15 protein-coding genes are annotated in these 18,121 nt (G+C 69.9%); 4 read left to right on the plus strand and 11 right to left on the minus strand.

The window, feature by feature from the left end:
* Window positions 1–14: 14 nt before the first annotated feature.
* Window positions 15–1,430: an MFS transporter gene (locus BLS95_RS08410; RefSeq protein ID WP_090930302.1), complete on the minus strand. Its 1,416-nt coding sequence runs from the start codon at window positions 1,428–1,430 to the stop codon at window positions 15–17.
* A gap of 86 nt (window positions 1,431–1,516) precedes the next feature.
* On the opposite strand from BLS95_RS08410, the gene BLS95_RS08415 reads away from it, so the two are divergent.
* Complete coding sequence (locus BLS95_RS08415) at window positions 1,517–1,906, plus strand: MarR family winged helix-turn-helix transcriptional regulator (protein ID WP_090930303.1); 390 nt, start codon at window positions 1,517–1,519, stop codon at window positions 1,904–1,906.
* A gap of 148 nt (window positions 1,907–2,054) precedes the next feature.
* Here the strand turns inward: BLS95_RS08415 and BLS95_RS08420 are convergent, their stop codons facing one another.
* From BLS95_RS08420 to BLS95_RS08445, 6 genes are all read right to left on the minus strand, one after another.
* On the minus strand, window positions 2,055–3,332 hold the full coding sequence (locus tag BLS95_RS08420; RefSeq protein WP_090930304.1) for a thymidine phosphorylase: 1,278 nt from the start codon (window positions 3,330–3,332) through the stop codon (window positions 2,055–2,057).
* The gene (locus tag BLS95_RS08425) at window positions 3,332–3,739 is read right to left on the minus strand and encodes a cytidine deaminase (protein ID WP_090930305.1); all 408 of its coding nucleotides are present in this window, start codon (window positions 3,737–3,739) and stop codon (window positions 3,332–3,334) included. The genes BLS95_RS08420 and BLS95_RS08425 overlap by 1 nt, the downstream gene beginning before the upstream one ends.
* Window positions 3,736–5,016: an ABC transporter permease gene (locus BLS95_RS08430; RefSeq protein ID WP_090930306.1), complete on the minus strand. Its 1,281-nt coding sequence runs from the start codon at window positions 5,014–5,016 to the stop codon at window positions 3,736–3,738. Before BLS95_RS08430 ends, BLS95_RS08425 begins: the two co-directional genes overlap by 4 nt.
* A complete protein-coding gene (locus BLS95_RS08435; RefSeq protein WP_090930307.1) occupies window positions 5,013–6,155 on the minus strand; it encodes an ABC transporter permease in 1,143 nt (380 codons plus the stop codon). Before BLS95_RS08435 ends, BLS95_RS08430 begins: the two co-directional genes overlap by 4 nt.
* Window positions 6,155–7,753, minus strand: a complete 1,599-nt coding sequence (locus BLS95_RS08440) for an ABC transporter ATP-binding protein (protein ID WP_090930308.1) — start codon at window positions 7,751–7,753, stop codon at window positions 6,155–6,157. Before BLS95_RS08440 ends, BLS95_RS08435 begins: the two co-directional genes overlap by 1 nt.
* Window positions 7,754–7,834: 81 nt before the next feature.
* Complete coding sequence (locus BLS95_RS08445) at window positions 7,835–8,905, minus strand: BMP family lipoprotein (protein ID WP_090930309.1); 1,071 nt, start codon at window positions 8,903–8,905, stop codon at window positions 7,835–7,837.
* Window positions 8,906–9,210: 305 nt separating this feature from the next.
* Between BLS95_RS08445 and BLS95_RS08450 the strand changes: the two genes are divergently transcribed.
* Complete coding sequence (locus tag BLS95_RS08450; RefSeq protein WP_090930310.1) at window positions 9,211–11,091, plus strand: Xaa-Pro dipeptidyl-peptidase; 1,881 nt, start codon at window positions 9,211–9,213, stop codon at window positions 11,089–11,091.
* Window positions 11,092–11,143: 52 nt separating this feature from the next.
* On the opposite strand, the gene BLS95_RS08455 is transcribed toward BLS95_RS08450, so the two are convergent.
* A complete protein-coding gene (locus BLS95_RS08455) occupies window positions 11,144–12,367 on the minus strand; it encodes a M20 family metallopeptidase (RefSeq protein ID WP_090930311.1) in 1,224 nt (407 codons plus the stop codon).
* Window positions 12,368–12,856: 489 nt separating this feature from the next.
* On the opposite strand from BLS95_RS08455, the gene BLS95_RS08460 reads away from it, so the two are divergent.
* Complete coding sequence (locus BLS95_RS08460; protein WP_245764922.1) at window positions 12,857–14,248, plus strand: peptide ligase PGM1-related protein; 1,392 nt, start codon at window positions 12,857–12,859, stop codon at window positions 14,246–14,248.
* Here the strand turns inward: BLS95_RS08460 and BLS95_RS57700 are convergent.
* Entirely contained in the window at window positions 14,220–14,504 is a 285-nt protein-coding gene (locus tag BLS95_RS57700; RefSeq protein WP_245764923.1) for an SCO4848 family membrane protein, read from the minus strand. The genes BLS95_RS08460 and BLS95_RS57700 overlap by 29 nt on opposite strands.
* Before the next feature lie 98 nt (window positions 14,505–14,602).
* Between BLS95_RS57700 and BLS95_RS08470 the strand changes: the two genes are divergently transcribed.
* Window positions 14,603–15,706, plus strand: coding sequence for a D-alanyl-D-alanine carboxypeptidase family protein (locus BLS95_RS08470; RefSeq protein ID WP_245764924.1), 1,104 nt, complete (start codon window positions 14,603–14,605; stop codon window positions 15,704–15,706).
* Here BLS95_RS08470 and BLS95_RS08475 read toward each other — a convergent pair.
* Both BLS95_RS08475 and BLS95_RS08480 read right to left on the minus strand, forming a co-directional pair.
* On the minus strand, window positions 15,695–16,747 hold the full coding sequence (locus BLS95_RS08475) for a YihY/virulence factor BrkB family protein (protein ID WP_090930314.1): 1,053 nt from the start codon (window positions 16,745–16,747) through the stop codon (window positions 15,695–15,697). The two genes, BLS95_RS08470 and BLS95_RS08475, sit on opposite strands and share 12 nt — an antisense overlap.
* A 46-nt stretch (window positions 16,748–16,793) precedes the next feature.
* The gene (locus tag BLS95_RS08480) at window positions 16,794–18,077 is read right to left on the minus strand and encodes an amidohydrolase family protein (protein ID WP_218135651.1); all 1,284 of its coding nucleotides are present in this window, start codon (window positions 18,075–18,077) and stop codon (window positions 16,794–16,796) included.
* Window positions 18,078–18,121 lie beyond the last annotated feature (44 nt).

The raw sequence follows: 18,121 nt of genomic DNA on the forward strand, positions 1-18,121 counted from the left end.
CGCACAGGACCGGGTCAGAGGGTCTCGTAGACGGCGGCCGGGCTCTCCTGCTCGGCCGCCGTCACCGCCTTGCGGGAACGCAGGCCGGCCGCCGAGACCACCAGGCCGACCAGGGCCAGCACCAGCGACACGACGATGGCCGCGCGCATGGACGCGATGGAAAGCGTCTCACCGCCGCCCGACGTGAGCACGGCGGTCACCACGGCCAGCACGATGGCACCGCCCACCTGGCCGGACGTGTTGAGCAGCCCGGAGGCCAGACCCTGCTCGTCGTCGTGCACGCCGTTGGTCGCCTGGATGTTCAGCGAGGGGAACGACAGCGCGAACGCGATGCCCAGCAGGATCATGCCGGGGATCACCATGCCGCCCAGGCTGGGCGTGCGGTCGATGCCGAGGAACATCGCGTATCCGCCGGCCAGCGCGGCGGCGCCGACGACGATCAGCTTGCCGGTGCCGAAGCGGTCGGCGAAGTCGCCCATCTTGGTCGAGGTGACCGCGACGAGCAGGCCGGCGGGCAGGAACGCCAGGGCGGTGCCGAGCGCCGACCAGCCCAGCAGGTTCTGGAAGTACTGCATGGCCACGAACTGGAAGGCCACGTACGAGCCCATCAGGATGAGCAGCCCCAGGTTGGCCCGTACGAGCGAGCCCGAGCGCAGGATGCCCAGCCGGACCAGCGGGTGCCGCATCCGGCGCTCGGCCACCACGAACAGCAGGAGCAGCACGGCGACCGCCACCAGCGAGCCGATCGTCCGCAAGGAGGCCCAGCCGGCCTCGGGCGCCTGCACCACCGTGAACACCAGCAGCAGCATGGAGGCCGTGATCAGCACCGCGCCGACCAGGTCGTGCCCGCCCTCGGCGCGCTCCTCCCGGCCGCTCGGCAGCACCTTCAGCGCGGCGACCAGGGCGATGACCGCGACCGGCACCGGCATCAACAGTGTCCAGCGCCAGCCGATCTCGGTGAGCAGGCCGGACAGCACCAGGCCGAGCGAATAGCCGCTGGCGCCGCAGGCGGTGAAGATGCTCAACGCCCGGTTGCGCTCCGGCCCCTCGGGAAAGGTCGTCGTGATGATCGACAAGGCCGCGGGCGCGGTGAAGGCGGCGGCCACGCCCTTGACGAACCGGGCCGCGATCAGCAACCCGCCGTCGTCCACCACGCCACCGAGCAATGACGCCACGGCGAAGACCGCCAGTGCGACCAGGAACACCCTGCGCCGCCCCAGCAGGTCGGCGGTCCTGCCCCCGAGCAGTAGAAGACCGCCGTAGCCGAGCACGTAGCCGCTGACCACCCATTGCAAAGAGGAAGTGCTGAGGCCCAGGTCGTGCTGGATGGCGGGCAGGGCCACGCCCACCATCGAAACATCCAGGGCGTCAAGGAATATCACTGTGCAGAGCACGGCAAGCGCGCCCCAACGGGATGACAAGGAGGACATGCCTCAGAACAATACATGCACCTGCATCTAATGCAAGGGAATTTAATGCCGTTGCATATTTATTGGCCGGATGGTAGCCTCTCGACATGGACGACGAGTTCGCGGTCGACACCTGGCACTATGTCCTGGCCAAGCACGCCAAGGGGATGTGCGCGCTGGAGCGCGAGCTGGGTGACCGCCATGACCTGGGGCCCAGCGAGTTCGAGGTGCTGGACCGGATCGTCCGCCACGACAGGAAGCTGCGCATTCAGGAGCTCTGCGACGAGGTCCACCTGAGCCAGAGCGCGCTGTCCCGGGTGGTGGCCCGGCTGGAGAAGGCCGCGCTGGTGTCACGCTGCGCCTGTGACGACGACCGGCGCGGCGTCTTCGTCCACATCACCGACGAGGGCCGCGCCCGCCACGCCGAAGCGGCCCCGACGCACCGGGCCGTCCTGCGGGAGATCTTCGCCGACACCCCGGCCCTGACCCCTCAATGACGGCCGGGGCGCCCGCCCCGCTCACCACCGGCACGCGCCTCGCTCACCACCGGCACGCGCCTCCGGCTCACCGCCGGCTCCGGCGCTCCGTTCGCTGCGGACGCCGGCCCCGGCGCGGCCGCCGGGGCTGCGGTGCGGGCCGCCGACGCTACGTCGCGGTGACGCGGTCGATGATCAGCGGTAGCTGGTCCTCGCTCACCGTGCCCACCGCGTAGCCACCCTCCAAGGCCGCGAGCGCGCGCTCGAAGCGGGCCGTCTCGTCGGCGTGCAGCGTCAGCAGCGGCTGGCCAGCCCGCACCAGATCGCCCGGCTTGGCGTGCAGCGTGACGCCCGCCCCGAAGGACACCGGGTCCTCCTTGCGCGCCCGCCCGGCGCCCAGTCGCCACGCCGCCAGCCCCACCGCGTACGCGTCCAGCCGGGTCAGCACGCCCGACTCCGGCACCTCCACGGTCAAGGTCTCGGCCGCCCTGGGCAGCAGCGCGTCCGGATCGCCGCCCTGCGCGGCCACCATGCGCCGCCAGGCGTCCATCGCCGACCCGTCCACCAGCGCCTTGGCCGGGTCCTTGCCCGAGATCCCGGCGGCCTCCAGCATCTCTTGCGCCAGCCGTACGGTCAGCTCCACTACGTCCTCGGGGCCGCCGCCGGCCAGCACCTCGACCGACTCCTCGACCTCCAGCGCGTTGCCCACGGTCCGCCCGAGCGGCCGGTCCATCGCCGTCAGCAGCGCGACCGTGCGCACGCCCGCGTCCGTCCCGAGCGCGACCATGGTCTCGGCGAGCTCCCTGGCCGTCTCAGGCGTCTTCATGAACGCCCCGGAGCCCACCTTCACGTCGAGGACGAGCGCCCCGGTGCCCTCGGCGATCTTCTTCGACATGATCGACGAGGCGATCAGCGGGATCGACTCGACGGTGCCGGTGACGTCGCGCAGGGCGTACAGCTTCTTGTCGGCCGGGGCGAGCCCGGAGCCGGCGGCGCAGACGACCGCTCCCGCCGAGCGCAGGACGCCCAGCATCTCGCCGTTGGACAGCGAGGCCCGCCAGCCGGGGATCGACTCCAGCTTGTCCAGCGTGCCGCCGGTGTGGCCGAGGCCGCGCCCGGACAGTTGCGGCACGTACGCGCCGCACGCCGCCACCACAGGGGCCAGCGGCAACGTGATCTTGTCGCCCACGCCGCCCGTCGAGTGCTTGTCGGCCGTGGCCCGGTCGAGCCCCGACCAGTCCATGCGCTCGCCGGAGCGGATCATGGCCTGCGTCCAGTCGGCGATCTCGCGCCGGTTCATGCCGTTGAGCAGGATCGCCATGGCCAGCGCGGACATCTGCTCGTCGGCCACCTCACCCCGGGTGTAGGCGTCGATCACCCAGTCGATCTGCCCGGTCGTGAGCTCGCCGGCGTCGCGCTTGGCGCGGATGACCTCGATCGCGTCCATCATGCGCTCTTGTCGAGGTCGTCGGGTCCGAACGCGTACGGCAGGAGCTCCCCCATCGGCCTGGGCCCGTCCACGGTCTCGACCAGCAGGTCCTCACCGCCGAACTCGAACAGGAGCTGGCGGCAGCGCCCGCAGGGCATCAGCAGCTCGCCGTGGCCGTCCACACAGGTGAAGGCCACCAGCCGGCCGCCACCGGAGAGCTGCAGCGCCGACACCAGCCCGCACTCCGCGCACAACGCGAGCCCGTAGGAGGCGTTCTCGACGTTGCAGCCGGTGACGATCCGGCCGTCGTCGACCAGCGCCGCCGCCCCCACGGGGAACTTCGAATAAGGCGCGTACGCGCTGCGCATGGCCTCCGTGGCCGCGGCCCGCAGCCCGTCCCAGTCGACATCCCTGCCGCTGCTCAATGTTGCTCCCCCCGGCGATAGCGCACGCCGTCGGCCTTGGGCATCCGCAACCGCTGCGAAGCCACCAGCAGCACGAGCAGCGTGAGCACGTGTGGTGTGATGAAGACGAACTCGTTAGGGAGCTGGTCGACCGTCAGCCAGAGCCAGAACAGCACGACCATGCCCGCGGCGGCGACCGCCATCAGGGTGTACTCTCTGCCGCCCCGGGCCGCCAGCTCGGCCGGCCGGTCGGACGCGGTGAGCCGGCGCACCTGGACCCCCAGGTAGACCAGCAGCAGCACCGCACCGAACAGGAAGAACGACGTGACCGCCCCCGAGCTGCGCAGCTGCAGGCCGTCGGCATAGCCGAACAGCGCCGCCCCGGCCGCGAGCCCGCCGGGCCGCCAGTTGCCGAAGATCATCGCGGCCAGGCCGATGAAACCTCGCCCGGCCGTCTGCCCTTCCACGTACTTGGTGGAGACGAAGACCAGGAACACGCCGCCCAGCCCGGCGAACGCGCCCGAGATGACGACGGCGATGTATTTGATCCGGTAGACGTTGACGCCCAGCGACTCGGCCGCCCACGGATTCTCCCCCGCCGAACGCAGCCGCAGGCCGAAGGCGGTGTGCCAGAGCACGAAGAACGTCAGCGGGAGCAGCAGCACGGCCAGGATCACCAGCACGCTCACATTGTGGGTGAGGCCGCGCAGAATGCCCGCCAGGTCGGACAGCAGGAACCAGTGCGTGTTCTCCAGCGCGCCCAGGAGGTCCGGCCCTTGGGAGAGCAGCGGCAGGCTGATCTCCGGCGGCGGCGAGCTGATCGCGGGCGAGGTGGTGATGCCGGCGCCCGCCTCGGCCGCCGGTGTGCCCTCCTTGTAGAGCACCTCGGACAGGAAGCGGGTGACGCCCGGCCCGAGCAGGTTGATCGCGACGCCGCTGATGATGTGGTCGACGCCGAAGGACACGGTGGCGATCGCGTGGATGAGCCCGCCGAGCGCGCCACCGAGCAGCCCGGCGAGCAGCGCGGCCACCGGGCCCCACTGGTAACCGGCCCAGCCGGCGAACCAGGTGCCGAGCACCATCATGCCTTCGAGGCCGATGTTGACCACGCCGGCCCGCTCGGCCCACAACCCGCCCAGCCCGGCCAGGCCGATCGGCACCGCCAGCAGCAGCGCGGCGGCGAACGTACCGGAGGAGGTGATGTCGTTCTGGCCCGACACGACGCGCACCAGCGACATCAGCAGGATCAGCGCGGCAACGCCGATGAGAGCCACGTGGTACTTGCCGACCCTGCTCATGCTGCCACCTCAACCGGAGCGTTCCTGCCGAGCTGCTGCGCGGCCCGCCGTTCTTCGAGTCTGAGGGCGAACCGGTTGGTCACCTCGTTCGCCACGACGACCAGCAGCACGATCATTCCCTGGATGATCGTGATGACGGACGCGGGGACATCCGCGAACTGCAACGCGCCCTGCGCCCGGTCGAGGAAGGCGAACAGCAGGGCGGCGAACGCGATGCCGACCGGCTTGTTCCGGCCGAGCAGCGCCACCGCGATGCCGAGGAAGCCCAGTCCGGCGGTGAAGGTGGAGGTGTAGGCGCCCTTGTCGCCGAGCAGCTCCGGCAGGCTGATGAGCCCGGCGATCGCCCCGGAGAGCACCATGGCCGCGATGATCATCTTCTTCGGGTTGACGCCCGAGGCGGCCGCGGCCGGGCCGTTGAGCCCGCTGGCCTTGATCTCGAAGCCGAAGCGGGTGCGCTCCAGCACCGCCCAGACCAGCACGCCCAGCACCACCGCCGCGATCAGGAACCCCCACACGCCTCCCCCGCGGGTGGGCTCGGGCTGCCCGAACCAGTCGAAGATGAAGTTGAGGTTGGGGAACATGGCCGACTCGGGCAGCTCGGGCGTGGTCGTGTTGAGCGCCCCCTCGGCGCGCTGTCCGGAGAACGGCCCGCGTACGAGATAGGACGCCAGGTTGATCGCGACGTAGTTGAGCATGATCGTGGCGATGACCTCGTTCACGCCCCTGGTGACCTTCATGATCGCGGGGATCAGCGCGTAGAGGCCGCCGACGGCCGCCGCCACCACGATGATCACGGCGATCTGGATCGGCGCGGGCGCGGTGAACGTCGAGCCCACGTACGCCGCGACGATGGCCGCGAGCCGGTACTGGCCCTCCACGCCGATGTTGAAGAGGTTCATGCGGAAGCCGACGGCCACCGCCAGCCCGGCGATGAACAGCGGCACCGCCCGGTTGAGGAAGGTCGCGATGCCGTTGGCCACCGTCCGCGGCGAGGAGCCGAAGTCGAAGAACGCGCCGAGCGCGGCGAGCGGGCTGGCCCCCGCCGCCGTGATGGCCACGCTGGAGATCGCGATGGCCAGGACGATGGCGATGACAGCGCCGATGACGGTGAGCAGCGCCCGGTTGAGCCCGGCGGGCATCACGACTCCTCAGTGCCGGCGATGGCGCCGGTCATGTAGCCGCCCAGCCGCTCGGGCGTGATGTCGGAAGGGTCGAGCGCGGCCACGAGCCGTCCCCGGTAGATCACCCGCAACGAGTCGGACAGGCCGATCAGCTCGTCGAGGTCGGCGGAGATGAGCAGCACGGCCAGCCCGGCGGCCCTCGCCTCGCGCAGGTGGTCCCAGATGGCGGCCTGCGCGCCGACGTCCACGCCCCGGGTGGGGTGGGCGGCGATGAGCAGCTTGGGCTCGCCGCTCATCTCGCGTCCGACGATCAGCTTCTGCTGGTTGCCGCCGGACAGGGCCAGTGCCAGGGTGTCCACGCTCGGCGTACGTACGTCGTAGTCCTTGACGATGCGCTGGGTGTCGGCCCTGGCGGCCCGCCGGTTGACCCAGATGCCGCGCCGCGCCGGGGACCTGGTCTGGTGGCCGAGCACCCGGTTCTCCCACAGCGACGCCTCCAGCAGCAGGCCCTGCCGGTGGCGGTCCTCCGGGATATAGCCGATGCCCGACTCCCTGCGCTTGAGCGTGGACCAGCCGCTGATGTCCCGGCCGCCCAGCTCCACGCTGCCGTGCGCGGGGCGGATGCCCATGATCGCTTCGATCAGCTCGGACTGGCCGTTGCCCTCGACCCCGGCGATGCCGAGGATCTCGCCCTCGTGGATCTCGAACGACACGTCGTCGAGCAGCAGCCGCGCGCCTTCCGCGCGGAGCCGGTCGAGGTAGGTGGCGTCGTTCGCGGCCGGGCGGTGGCCGTCGGCCTCCATGGTGACGCCCGCGACCGTCAGCGCCACCCGGTCGGTCACCGTGGACTCGCGGGTCTCCGGCGTGGGCAGCTCGCTGCCGACCATGAGCTCGGCGAGCTGGCGCGCGGTGACGTCGGCGGGGTTCACGCTGGCGACCGTGGTGCCGCGGCGGATCACGGTGATCGCGTCGGCGATGCCGAGCACCTCGTCGAGCTTGTGGGAGATGAAGATGACGGTCAGGCCATCGGACTTGAGCTCGCGCAGGTTCTGGAAGAGCTCCTCGACCTCCTGGGGGACGAGCACCGCCGTGGGCTCGTCGAGGATGAGGATGCGCGCGCCGCGGTAGAGCACCTTGAGGATCTCCACCCGCTGGCGGTCGCCCACGCCGAGGTCCTCCACCAGCCGGTCGGGATCGACCCGCAGCCCGTGGGTCTGGGCCAGCTCGGTGATGCGCGTCCTGGCCGCGGCCGTGTCGAGCAGGCCGAGCTTCTTCGGCTCGGCGCCGAGGACGATGTTCTCCAGAACGGTGAGGTTGTCGGCCAGCATGAAGTGCTGGTGCACCATGCCGATGCCGACGCCGATGGCGTCGCTGGGGGTGCGGAAGCTGACCTCCGCGCCATCGACCTTGATCGTGCCCTCGTCCGGCTTCTGCATGCCGTAGAGGATCTTCATCAATGTGGACTTGCCCGCGCCGTTCTCCCCCACGATGGCGTGCACCGTGCCCGGTCGGACAGTGATGCGGATGTCGTGGTTCGCGACGACGCCGGGGAAACGCTTGGTGATGCCCTCCAGCTCTACGGCGGGTTTCGCCGTGGCCAGGGTGTCAGCACTCATCTCGCCTCTCCTACGGAGGGGCTGGATAGACGAAAGGCCCGAAGCTGTGAACTCCGGGCCCTTGGTCGAGTCCCGCCCAGGTTACGGCTTGGCCGGAACCGTGATCTTGCCGTCGACGATGTCCTGCTTGGCAGCGTCGATCTTGTCCTTGATGTCGTCGATCTCGCCGCCGGTGGTGGACAGGCCCACCCCGTCGACCTTCAGGTCGTAGGTGACGTCGGTGCCGCCCTTGGCGCCGCCCTGGAAGGCCTTGATGTACTCGAAGACGCCGACGTCGACGCGCTTGAGCATCGAGGTCATGATGACCGGCTGGAGATCGGTCTCCTTGATCGTCTGGCGCTGGTCGGAGTCGACGCCGATGGCCTTCTTCTTGGCCGCGGCCGCCGCCTGGAAGACGCCCAGGCCCGAGTCGCCGGCCGCGTGGTAGACGATGTCCGCACCGTCCTGGAACATCTTTTCGGCCGCGACCTTGCCCTTGTCAGGGGCGCGGAAGCCGCTGAAGTCGCCGTCGGGCGTGAGGTATTTGATGTCGACCTTGATGTCCGGCTTGACCGACTTCGCACCGGCCACGAAGCCCGCCTCGAACTTCCTGATCAGGTCGCTCTCGACACCGCCGACGAAGCCGAGGTGGTTGGCCGTGGTCTTGTTCGCCGCGGCGACGCCCGCCAGGTAGGAGCCCTGCTCCTCGGCGAACAGCAGGCCGGTCACGTTGGGCGCGTTGGAGGCGGAGTCGACCACCGCGAACTGGAGGTCGGGGTATTCCTCCGCGACCTTCTTGACGTCCTCGGCATAGGCGAAGCCGACCGCGACGATCGGGTTGTAGTCGGCGTCGGCCAGCTGGCGCAGCAGGTCGCCCCGGTTGGAGCCGTCGGAGCTGGGGCTCAGCTCCTTGATCTCGGCGCCGAGCTCCGTGTGGGCCTTCTCCAGGCCGGCGTAGGCGGCGTCGTTGAACGACTTGTCACCGCGCCCACCGACGTCGAACGCGAGCCCGACCTTGAGCGCGCCCTTCGGTGCCTCGCTGCTCGCCGCGCTCGGCGCCTCGCTGGCCGTGGTGCCCCCACCGGTGCCACCGCCGCCACAGGCGGTCGCTGCCATGAGCATGACGCCGACGACCGAGCCGAACGCCATCCTGTTGAATCGCTTGCCGAGCAAGGCGACTCCCTTCCTTTTCCCCGCCGTCTTCCTCCGCCGTCAAGAAGCTTCGTCGCAGGCGCGAAGAAACGTACGGCACCTGCACGGAAGATAGTTGCTTGACCAGGGCAGACCAAACCTTGGAGCAGGGTCGCAACCGCTCCGTTATCGACATCAGTCGCGTCTGTGACCTGAAGCTGGCTTCAGGCGGTGGTCTCGTCTGCGGAAAGATTTGTCCAATTTCGGCACTCCCCCACCCCTTGCCGAGAGCCCGATCTTGGACAAGATTCCCAACCATCAGATGACTTTTCGTATCGGAGCCCCGCATGCACCCTTGGAAGGCCTTAGCCGTGCCCTTGGCCGCGCTGCTCGTCGCGACCATGACCGGCGCCACCCCGGCCACGGCCGACACCCCGGCCATCAAGATCGAGAACAACGCCACCCAGCCCGTCTTCTCCCGCGCCGACGCCATCATGCAGACCGTGTTCGTCGAGGTGGCGGGAACCGACAGCGACAACGACGGCCGGCCGGACCGGGTCGCCGTGGACATCCTGCGGCCCAAGGAGACCGACCAGGGCCTCAAAGTCCCGGTGATCATGGAGGCGAGCCCCTACTTCGCCGGCGGCAACGACGTCGCCAACCACCCCGTGGACGTGGACGAGAACGGCAACCCGCTGCCCACCCTGCGCGCGCAGATCAACAAGCTCGCCGCGGAGCCGTTCGACGGCTACTACGACAACTACTTCGTCCCCCGCGGCTACGCCGTCGCGCTGGTGGAGAACCTCGGCAGCGGCCGTGCCACCGGCTGCCCGACCTCCGGCGACGTCAACGAGACGGCCGGCCCGAAGGCCGCCATCGACTGGCTGAACGGCCGCGCCAGAGGCTTCGACGCCGACGGCAACCCGGTCGAGGCCACCTGGTCCACCGGCAAGGTCGGCATGATCGGCGTCTCCTACAACGGCACGCTGCCGAACGCGGTCGCCGCGACCGGCGTCAAGGGCCTGGAGACGATCGTCCCGATCGCCGCCATCTCCAGCTGGTACGACTACTACCGCGCCAACGGCGGCGTCCTGGCCCCCGGCGGCTACCAGGGCGAGGACCTGGACGTGCTCGCCAAATACGTGCTGACCAGGGAGAACGGCCAGGAGGCCTGCGGCGCCCTGATCGACCAGATCGCCGCCACCCAGGACCGGATCACCGGCGACTACAGCCCGTTCTGGGACGCCCGCAACTACATGAACGACGTTCGCAAGGTCAAGGCCAGCGTCTTCCTGGTGCACGGGCTCAACGACTGGAACGTCAAGACCAAGCAGTTCGCCCAGTGGTGGTACGCCCTGGCCAAGCAGAAGGTGCCGCGCAAGATCTGGCTGCACCAGGGCACTCACATGAACCCCTTCAACCTGCGTACGGTCGAGTGGCTGCGCCAGCTCCACGGCTGGTTCGACTACTGGCTGCACGGCATCGACTCGGGCATCATGCGTGAGCCGCAGGCCGACGTGGAGATCGCGGCCGGCCAGTGGGAGCGGCACGCCTCCTGGCCGCTGCCCGGCACCGCCACCGTGCCGCTCTTCCCGGGCTCGGGCTCGAAGCTGAACCTGCTGCCCCGGCCGCTGTCGCCCAAGGAGTCCTTCGTGGACCAGAAGGCCCGCACCGCCGAGGAACTGGTGGAGGCCACCGGCCAGGACCCGAACCGGCTGGCGTACACGACCGGGGCCCTGCCCACCGACGTGCGGATCTCCGGCACGCCGACGGTCTCGGTACGGGCCTCGTTCAAGGACGGCGCGTCACCGTACCTGACGGCCCTGCTGGTGGACTACGGCACCGACGTCCGGCCGACGGGCAGCCTGGTCTCGACCGGCCAGAACTACTGCTACGGCCAGGGCATCCCGGGTGACACGGGCTGCACCACGCTCAGGACGCTCGGCACCGCCACCACGCCCTACAAGATCGTCACCCGGGGCTGGCTGGACGTGCGCAACCGCAACCACGAGGACCGGACCGAGCCGCTGCGCGCGGGCAAGGACTACAGCTTCACCTGGGACTTCCAGCCGACGGACTATCTGTTCAAGAAGGGCCACCGGCTGGGCCTGGTGATCATGTCGACCGACTACGACTACACCCTGCGCTATCCGCCGGGCACCAAGATCACGGTCTCGCCGGGGCATTCGTCCCTGCGGCTGCCCGTGACCTTCGGCAGGCTGCACTAGCAGCCGGACGGCCCGCCGCCTCAGTGCGGCGGGCCCGTGCGGCGGGCCCGCCTCAGGCCAGGGCTGAGGTGATCGAGTCGAGCGGGCCGACCTCCCACAGGGCGGTCAGCGCGGTGGCGGCCATGACCCGCACCCCTGTCGCGATCGCCCGCTCGTCCACGTCGAACGTGCCCTGGTGGATGTCATGGGTGAGGCCGTCGGGCGAGCGGGTGCCCAGGCGGCCGAACGCGCCGGGGATCGACTCCAGATACCAGGCGAAGTCCTCGCCGCCGAGCGACTGCTGCGTGGTGACCACGGCGTTCGAGCCCAGCACCCGCTCGGTGGCCTCGGCCAGCATCTCGACGCTGACCTCGTCGTTGACCACCGGCGGCACGCCGCGCGTGTAGTCCATCGTGGCGTCCACGCCGTAGGCGCTCGCCACCGACTCCAGCAGGGACTTGATCAGGTCGGGGGCGGCGTGCCAGGCGTTCTCGTCGAGGCAGCGGACCGTCCCCTCGGCGATGCCGCCGTCAGGGATCGCGTTGGCCGCCGAACCCGCCTCGACCCGGCCCCAGACCAGGCTGAGCGAGGAACGCGGGTCGATGCGGCGCGACAGCGCGGCGGGCAGCTCGGTGAGGATCTTGGCGAGCGCGAAGACCAGGTCGGCGGTCAGGTGGGGGCGGGCCGTGTGGCCGCCGGGACCGGACACCCGGACGGCCAGCCGGTCGCAGGCCGAGGTGATCGGGCCGGACTTGAGCCCGACCTGGCCGACGTCCACCCGCGGGTCGCAGTGGAGGCCGAAGATGCGGTCGACGCCGCTGATGCCGCCGTGCGCCATGACCTCCAGGGCGCCGCCGGGCAGCTCCTCGGCGGGCTGGAAGATCAGCCGCACCCGGCCGGGCAGCAGACCGGCCTCCGCCTGCTGGGCCAGGAAGAGCGAGGTGCCGAGCAGCACCGTGGTGTGCACGTCGTGCCCGCAGGCGTGGCAGGCCCCGGCGACCGTCGAACGGTAGGGCACGTCCTTCTCGTCATGGAGAGGCAGCGCGTCGATGTCGGCACGCAGCGCGACGGCGGGACCGTCGCCGTTGCCGACCTCGCAGATCAGCCCGGTGCCCCGAGGGAGCACCGAAGGAGTCAACCCGGCGGCGGTGAGCCGCTCGGCGATCCGCTCGGTCGTGCGGTATTCGGCGAAGGCCAGCTCAGGATGCATGTGGAGGTCACGACGAAACGCCACGAGGTCCTGCTCGGTCTCCGCTAGGAACGCGTCGAGTTCCCCCCGAAGCTCACGTCCCCGCATATGTCACCATCCCGTCCCATGCCGCGCGCATCATATGTCCTGACCATCGCGGCTCAAGCGCATTAGAAACTCATCACCCGCGGTGGCCACCCGGTGGAGCGGCCGCTCGGCGAATCCAAAGACACACCGGGTGGTGCGGTGCGCGAGATCGTCAGCACGGGCTTGCGTTCATCGGTCGCGAGGCCGCTGCAGCCGGGAGCACAGCGGTGGCCGTGAGCCCGATGGCGATGCTTCGACTTTATCGCCCCCGCGCGTCCCCTCGCCGACAGATACTCCAGAAGTTAGCCCTCGGGCTGTCCATAACTGCAGGTGGCTACGGTCCGTGAAGGCCCATCTGATCCGGAAATAGTCACAAGGGATCATTAGATCGTGACCCGATGTCGCCACTTCCAAACGTGGTCAGCGATTCCGAATCCTGTCACCTTCCGTCATGGTCATGACACTTCCGCGATGGCTGCATTTGAGAAGAATGCGTGTTTCACTCGCTATATGATCACTGATATCCCGTTCGGGGAGAAGTGTGCTGGGTTGAGCATCTTCGAGCCGAGCGAGGGGACCCTGGTGGTCGTGCCCTCGCTCTCCCTGCCGCAGGATGAGCTCCGCCGGATCACGGCAGCTAGATCGTACGAGGAACGCCTGTTGTTCCTGTTGCTCTCGCTCCGCGAGCCCGGCGTCAAGGTGATCTACCTCTCGTCCGCGCCCATCGATCCCGACATCATCGACTACTACTTCGGCTTCCTCCCCGACCCGGACGACGCCGCCAAGCGGCTGACGCTCATCAGCCTCGACGACCCCTGGTCCCAGCCGCTGACCAGGACGCTGCTCGCCCGCCCCGACGCCATCGAGCGGCTACGCTCCGCCATCGACGGTGACGCTCTGCTCGTGCCGTTCGTCCTGAGCGAGCTGGAGGAGGAGCTGGCCTCGTTACTCAGCGTTCCCCTCTACGGTCCCGCCACGTCCCTTTCCTATTACGGCTCCAAGAGCGGGGCCCGCGAGGTGGGCCACGAGGCGGGGGTGCCGATGCCGCGCGGCTTCGGCGACGTGCGGACGGCGCTGGAGATCGAGGAGGCGATCGAGGCGCTTCCGGGCGAGCGGGTGATCGTCAAGCTCAATGACGGCTACTCCGGCCTCGGCAACGCGATCGTCACCAAGGCCGACCGGGCGCTGACCAGCTTCTCGATGGCGGGCGAGACCTGGAGCACCTTCACCGGGAAGATCAGGGACCGGGGAGGCGTGGTCGAGGAGTACATCGAGCACCGGCCGCTCTACTACCCGAGCGCGCTGGCCTGCATCACGCCCGACGGCCAGGCCCGGGTGCTGGCCACGCACGACCAGGTGCTCGGCGGTCCCAATGGGCAGGTCTACCAGGGCTGCACGTTCCCGGCCGCGCCCGAGTACCGCTCCGAGGTGGGCGGCTCGGCCGAGCGGATCGCGCAGGTGCTGGCGGAGCGGGGAGTGGTCGGGCTGTTCGGGATGGACTTCTTCGCGCTGAAGGCCGACGCCGGGTACGCGGCGCTGCTGTGCGAGATCAACCTGCGCATCGGCGGGACCACGCATCCGTTCGGCGCCGCCGTGATGACGACCGGGGCGACGTACGATCCGGCGACCGGCCTCCTCATGTCCGGAAATCAGCCGAAGTACTACACCGCGACCGACAACTGTGCTTCGGCATGCCTACGCGGGTGCAGCCCGGGCGAGGTCATGCGCTCGGCCGACCGGCTGGGGATCGGATTCGACGCCGAGCGGCGTACCGGCAACGTGTTCCATCTGCTCGGGGCCATCCCCGAGCACGGCAAGCTGGGCTTCACCTCGATCGGCGACTCCCGCGAGGAGGCGGACGAGCTGCACGCCCTCACCCGGCGTCTCCTTTGCGGCCCCTGACGGACGAGGCGCCGCCGGAAGAGCCGCTGGCAGCAGCGTCGCTGCCAGCAGAGCCACCGGCCGAAGCGCCGCGCAGGCCACGCCAGCCGATGACTCCCAGCACGACGGCGAGGATGATGTTCACGGCGATCAGGATGCCGTGCACCACGTAAAAGCTGGTTGGATGGCCGTCGGCCAAGTTAAACCCGAGATTGACCCACTCGAAGATCATGAACACGCCGAGGACGATGAGGAATCCGGCGATCTTTCGTGACATGAATGCCTCTCTGCTATCGAAGGTGGATCATCGGGGCATGTGTCGCCACATGGGCATTCACCCGGAGCTACTCTGAGACCGCCATGTGGACGAAAATCGTGCCAATCGCAGCACTCCTCGCCTCGGCCTCGCTCACCAGCGGGGCCGCATATGCCGCGCCGACAACGCCGGTCGGCGGTGAGGCACTGGGCAGCCGCGGCCTGGTGGCGCCCCCGGGCGTCAAGAAGCCGCCCAAGACCAAGGCTACTTCGTATGTCGTCGCGGACGTCACCACGGGCGAGGTGCTCGCGGCGAAGGACGCCCACGGCCGCTACCTGCCGGCCAGCACGCTGAAGACGCTGACCGCGGTCACGCTCATCCCCAAGCTCGACAAGGACCGGACGATCAGGCCCAGCCAGAACGCCTGCAATCAGGAGGGCAGCGCGGTCGGCCTCTCGGTCAAGGCCAAGTACAAGATCGACGATCTGTTCAACGGCCTGATGATGTCGTCCGGCAACGACGCCGCCATGGCCCTGGCCGAGATCAACGGCGGTCTCGACAAGACCATGCGCGACATGAACGCCGAGGCCAAGCGGCTGCAGGCGTACGACACGGTGGCCAAGACGCCCAGCGGCCTGGACAAGCCCGGCCAGAGCAGCTCCGCCTACGACCTGGCGCTGATCGCCCGCGCCGGCCTGGCCAACCCCGAGTTCCGCCGGTACATCAGCACCAAGACCGCCGACTTCCCGGCCCCGAAGGGCAAGCACTACGAGATCAGCAACCACAACAAGCTGCTCTGGCGCTACGAGGGAATGATCGGCGTCAAGAACGGCTGGACCTCCAAGGCGCTCGGCAGCTTCGTGGGCGCGGCCACCCGCGGCGGCCACACGATCGTGGTGAGCATCATGCGGCACGAGGGCGGCTTCTGGGACGAGGTGGCCCAGCTGCTCGACTGGGGCTTCGAGGTCAGGGGCCGGACCACGGCGATCGGCAAGCTCGTGGACCCGCTCCCCGTGGCGCGGCCCGCGCCGCAGCCGGCGGGGTCCGCGCCGGTCACCAAGGTCACGCCGGCCGTCCAGCCGCCGCTGCTGGGCACGGCCGCCTCGAAGCAGACCGACTCCAGCAGGACGGTCGGGATGGCGGTGATCGGCGGCGGGCTGCTGTTCGGGCTGGTCTGGCTCGGCTTCGGGATCCGCCGCCGGCGCCGCGGCTCACGCTCCTGACGCCCTGCCCCGCTCGCCCTCCGAGGCCGCGCCCGAGTCGTCCTCGGGTGCCCGGTCCCGGTCGCCGGCGGACGCCCGGTCCCCGGCATCACCGGGCGCCCCGTCGGTATCGCTCCCGGGCGCCTCGCCCGAGGACGGGATCGGCGACGGGGACGGCGGTGGGCAGAACCCGGTGGTGGCCGTCCAGGCGGCGACGTAGAGCACGAGCCTGGCCGAGACGTTGATCCAGACGAGCAGTCCGACGATGACGGCGAAGGCCCCGTAGAGCAGATTGCCCACCGTGTGCCCGAGCACCAGCGTGGCCACCTGCTTGAGCAGCCCGAAGCCGATGGCGCCGAGCAGCGCCCCCTTGGCGATCACCCGGAACGGCTGAGCCGTCCTGGCCACCCACGCCAGCAGGATCAGGAACAGCAGCCAGTCGGCCGCCACGCTCGCCGCCACCCCGACCGCCCTCAGCCCGAGGTTGCCCAGGGACGCCCCGCCGACGGAGTCCACGACCTTGTCCGTGGCGCTGGTGGCGAACCCGGCGACCGGCACCGACACGATCAGCGTCGCCCCGATCATGAGGAGCGTCGCCAGGTCGCGCAGCTTGCCGGCGAAGAAGCCGAGCGGCGGCGTGGTGGTCATCGACATCTCGCGCAACGCCCCGCGCAGCGCGTCGATCGCGCCGAGCCCGGCGTAGAGGAGACCGAGCAGGCCGACGATCCCCGCGGCCTCCTTGGACCTGGCGATGGCATCCAGGTTGAGGCCGTCGGCGATCACCGGCAGCCGCTCGACGATGGCCAGCTTCAGGTCGTTCCTGACTACCTCGCTGGTCTCCACCATGAACCCGAGCACCGCGTACGCCAGCGCCACCAGCGGGAAGAACGACAGGAACGCGAAATAGGTGACCGCGCCCGCCAGCCGGTCGCCGTGCTGCACCTGATAGCGGCCCACCGCCCTGATCAGGTGGTCGATCGACAGCCTGCGGACCCGCCAGTAGTCCACCTTGCGCCGACCCCAGGACTTCACCGACCCGATCCGCCGTGCCAGACCCGCCATCGCACTCTCCCTCGGCGGACCCCCTACCCCCGAGCCGGGCCGACGATCAGGCCTTCACCACCGCGCCGGCCGTTTCCGCCAGATCGGCGAGCACCGCGGGCAGGTCGTGGCGGAGCAGCCGCCCGCCACGCTTGACCGGACGCCCCGCGACCAGGACCGTCTCCACCGAGCTCGGGTCGGCGTTCAGCACGACGGCGCCGATCGGGTCGTGCGCCGCCGCCATGCCGAGCGTGTCCGTACGCAGCAGCACCAGGTCGGCCTGCTTGCCCGGCCGCAGCGACCCGACGACGTCGGCCAGCCCGACCACCTGCGCGCCCTCGATGGTGGCCATGCGCAGGACGTCGCGCGTGGTGAAGCCGAGCCCGGCGCCCTCGGGACGGCCGCGCTCAAGGAGGTGGGCGGTCCGCATCTGGCTGAACATGTCACCGGACGAGCACACGACCGTGTCGGCGCTCAGCCCGGTCGGGATCCCCGCCGCCCGGGCGCGCCCGGTGGTCGGGTAGCCGAGCCCCAGGTTCATCTCGTCCACCGGCGAGACCGAGACGCTGCCGCCGGCCGCGGCGATGCGCTTGAACTCCTCGTCGGTGTAGTGCAGGGCGTGCACGAAGGTGGTCGGGGTGGCCAGCAGCCCGTTCTCCTCCAGGAACGCCAGCCCCCGCTGGGCGCTCTCCCGTCCGTGCCCGCCCAGGTGCGCGGTGACCGGCAGGCCGAGGTCCGCGGCCAGCCGCCACTCCGCCAGCGCGCGCTCCTCGCCGGCGATCTCCGGCCCCAGTGCGGCGATCACCATGGTGACCAGCCCATCGCTGGTGTCGAAGAGCTGCTCGCGCACCCCCTTGGTCGCCACCGCCAGCTCCTCGACCGGGCCCGGGTAGCAGTAGCCGAACACGGCCCGGATGCCGGACTCGTGCAGCGCCCGTACCGCTGCGTCCGTGTGGGCCGGGCTGTTCTGGATGTGCGACCAGTCGAGGAGCGTGGTGATGCCGCTGTCCAGGCATTCCAGCGCGCCGGCGAGGTTGCCGGCGTGGACGTCCCGGGGGCGGTGGCGCGGAGCGAGCTCGCCGAGCACCCGCCGCAGGTATTCACCGAAGGTGATGTCGGGCGCGACGGCCCTGATTCCGGCCTGCCAGGTGTGCCGGTGCGTGTCCACGAACCCCGGCAGCACGATCCGCCCGGTCGCGTCGATCACCTCCGCACCCGGCCCGGCGGGCAGGTCCGGGCCCACCTCCGCAATGGTGTCGCCCTCGATCCGCACGTCCACCCGGCCCAGCACGACGGGCTCCGGCTCGGTGTCGATGACGACGCCGTTCTTGATCAGAGTCATGATTGTCATGGCCGAAAGCTTATTGAGAAGCTTTTCAGAAAGCAATATGCCGC

The organism is Nonomuraea jiangxiensis (assembly GCF_900099965.1).
Classification (GTDB): domain Bacteria; phylum Actinomycetota; class Actinomycetes; order Streptosporangiales; family Streptosporangiaceae; genus Nonomuraea; species Nonomuraea jiangxiensis.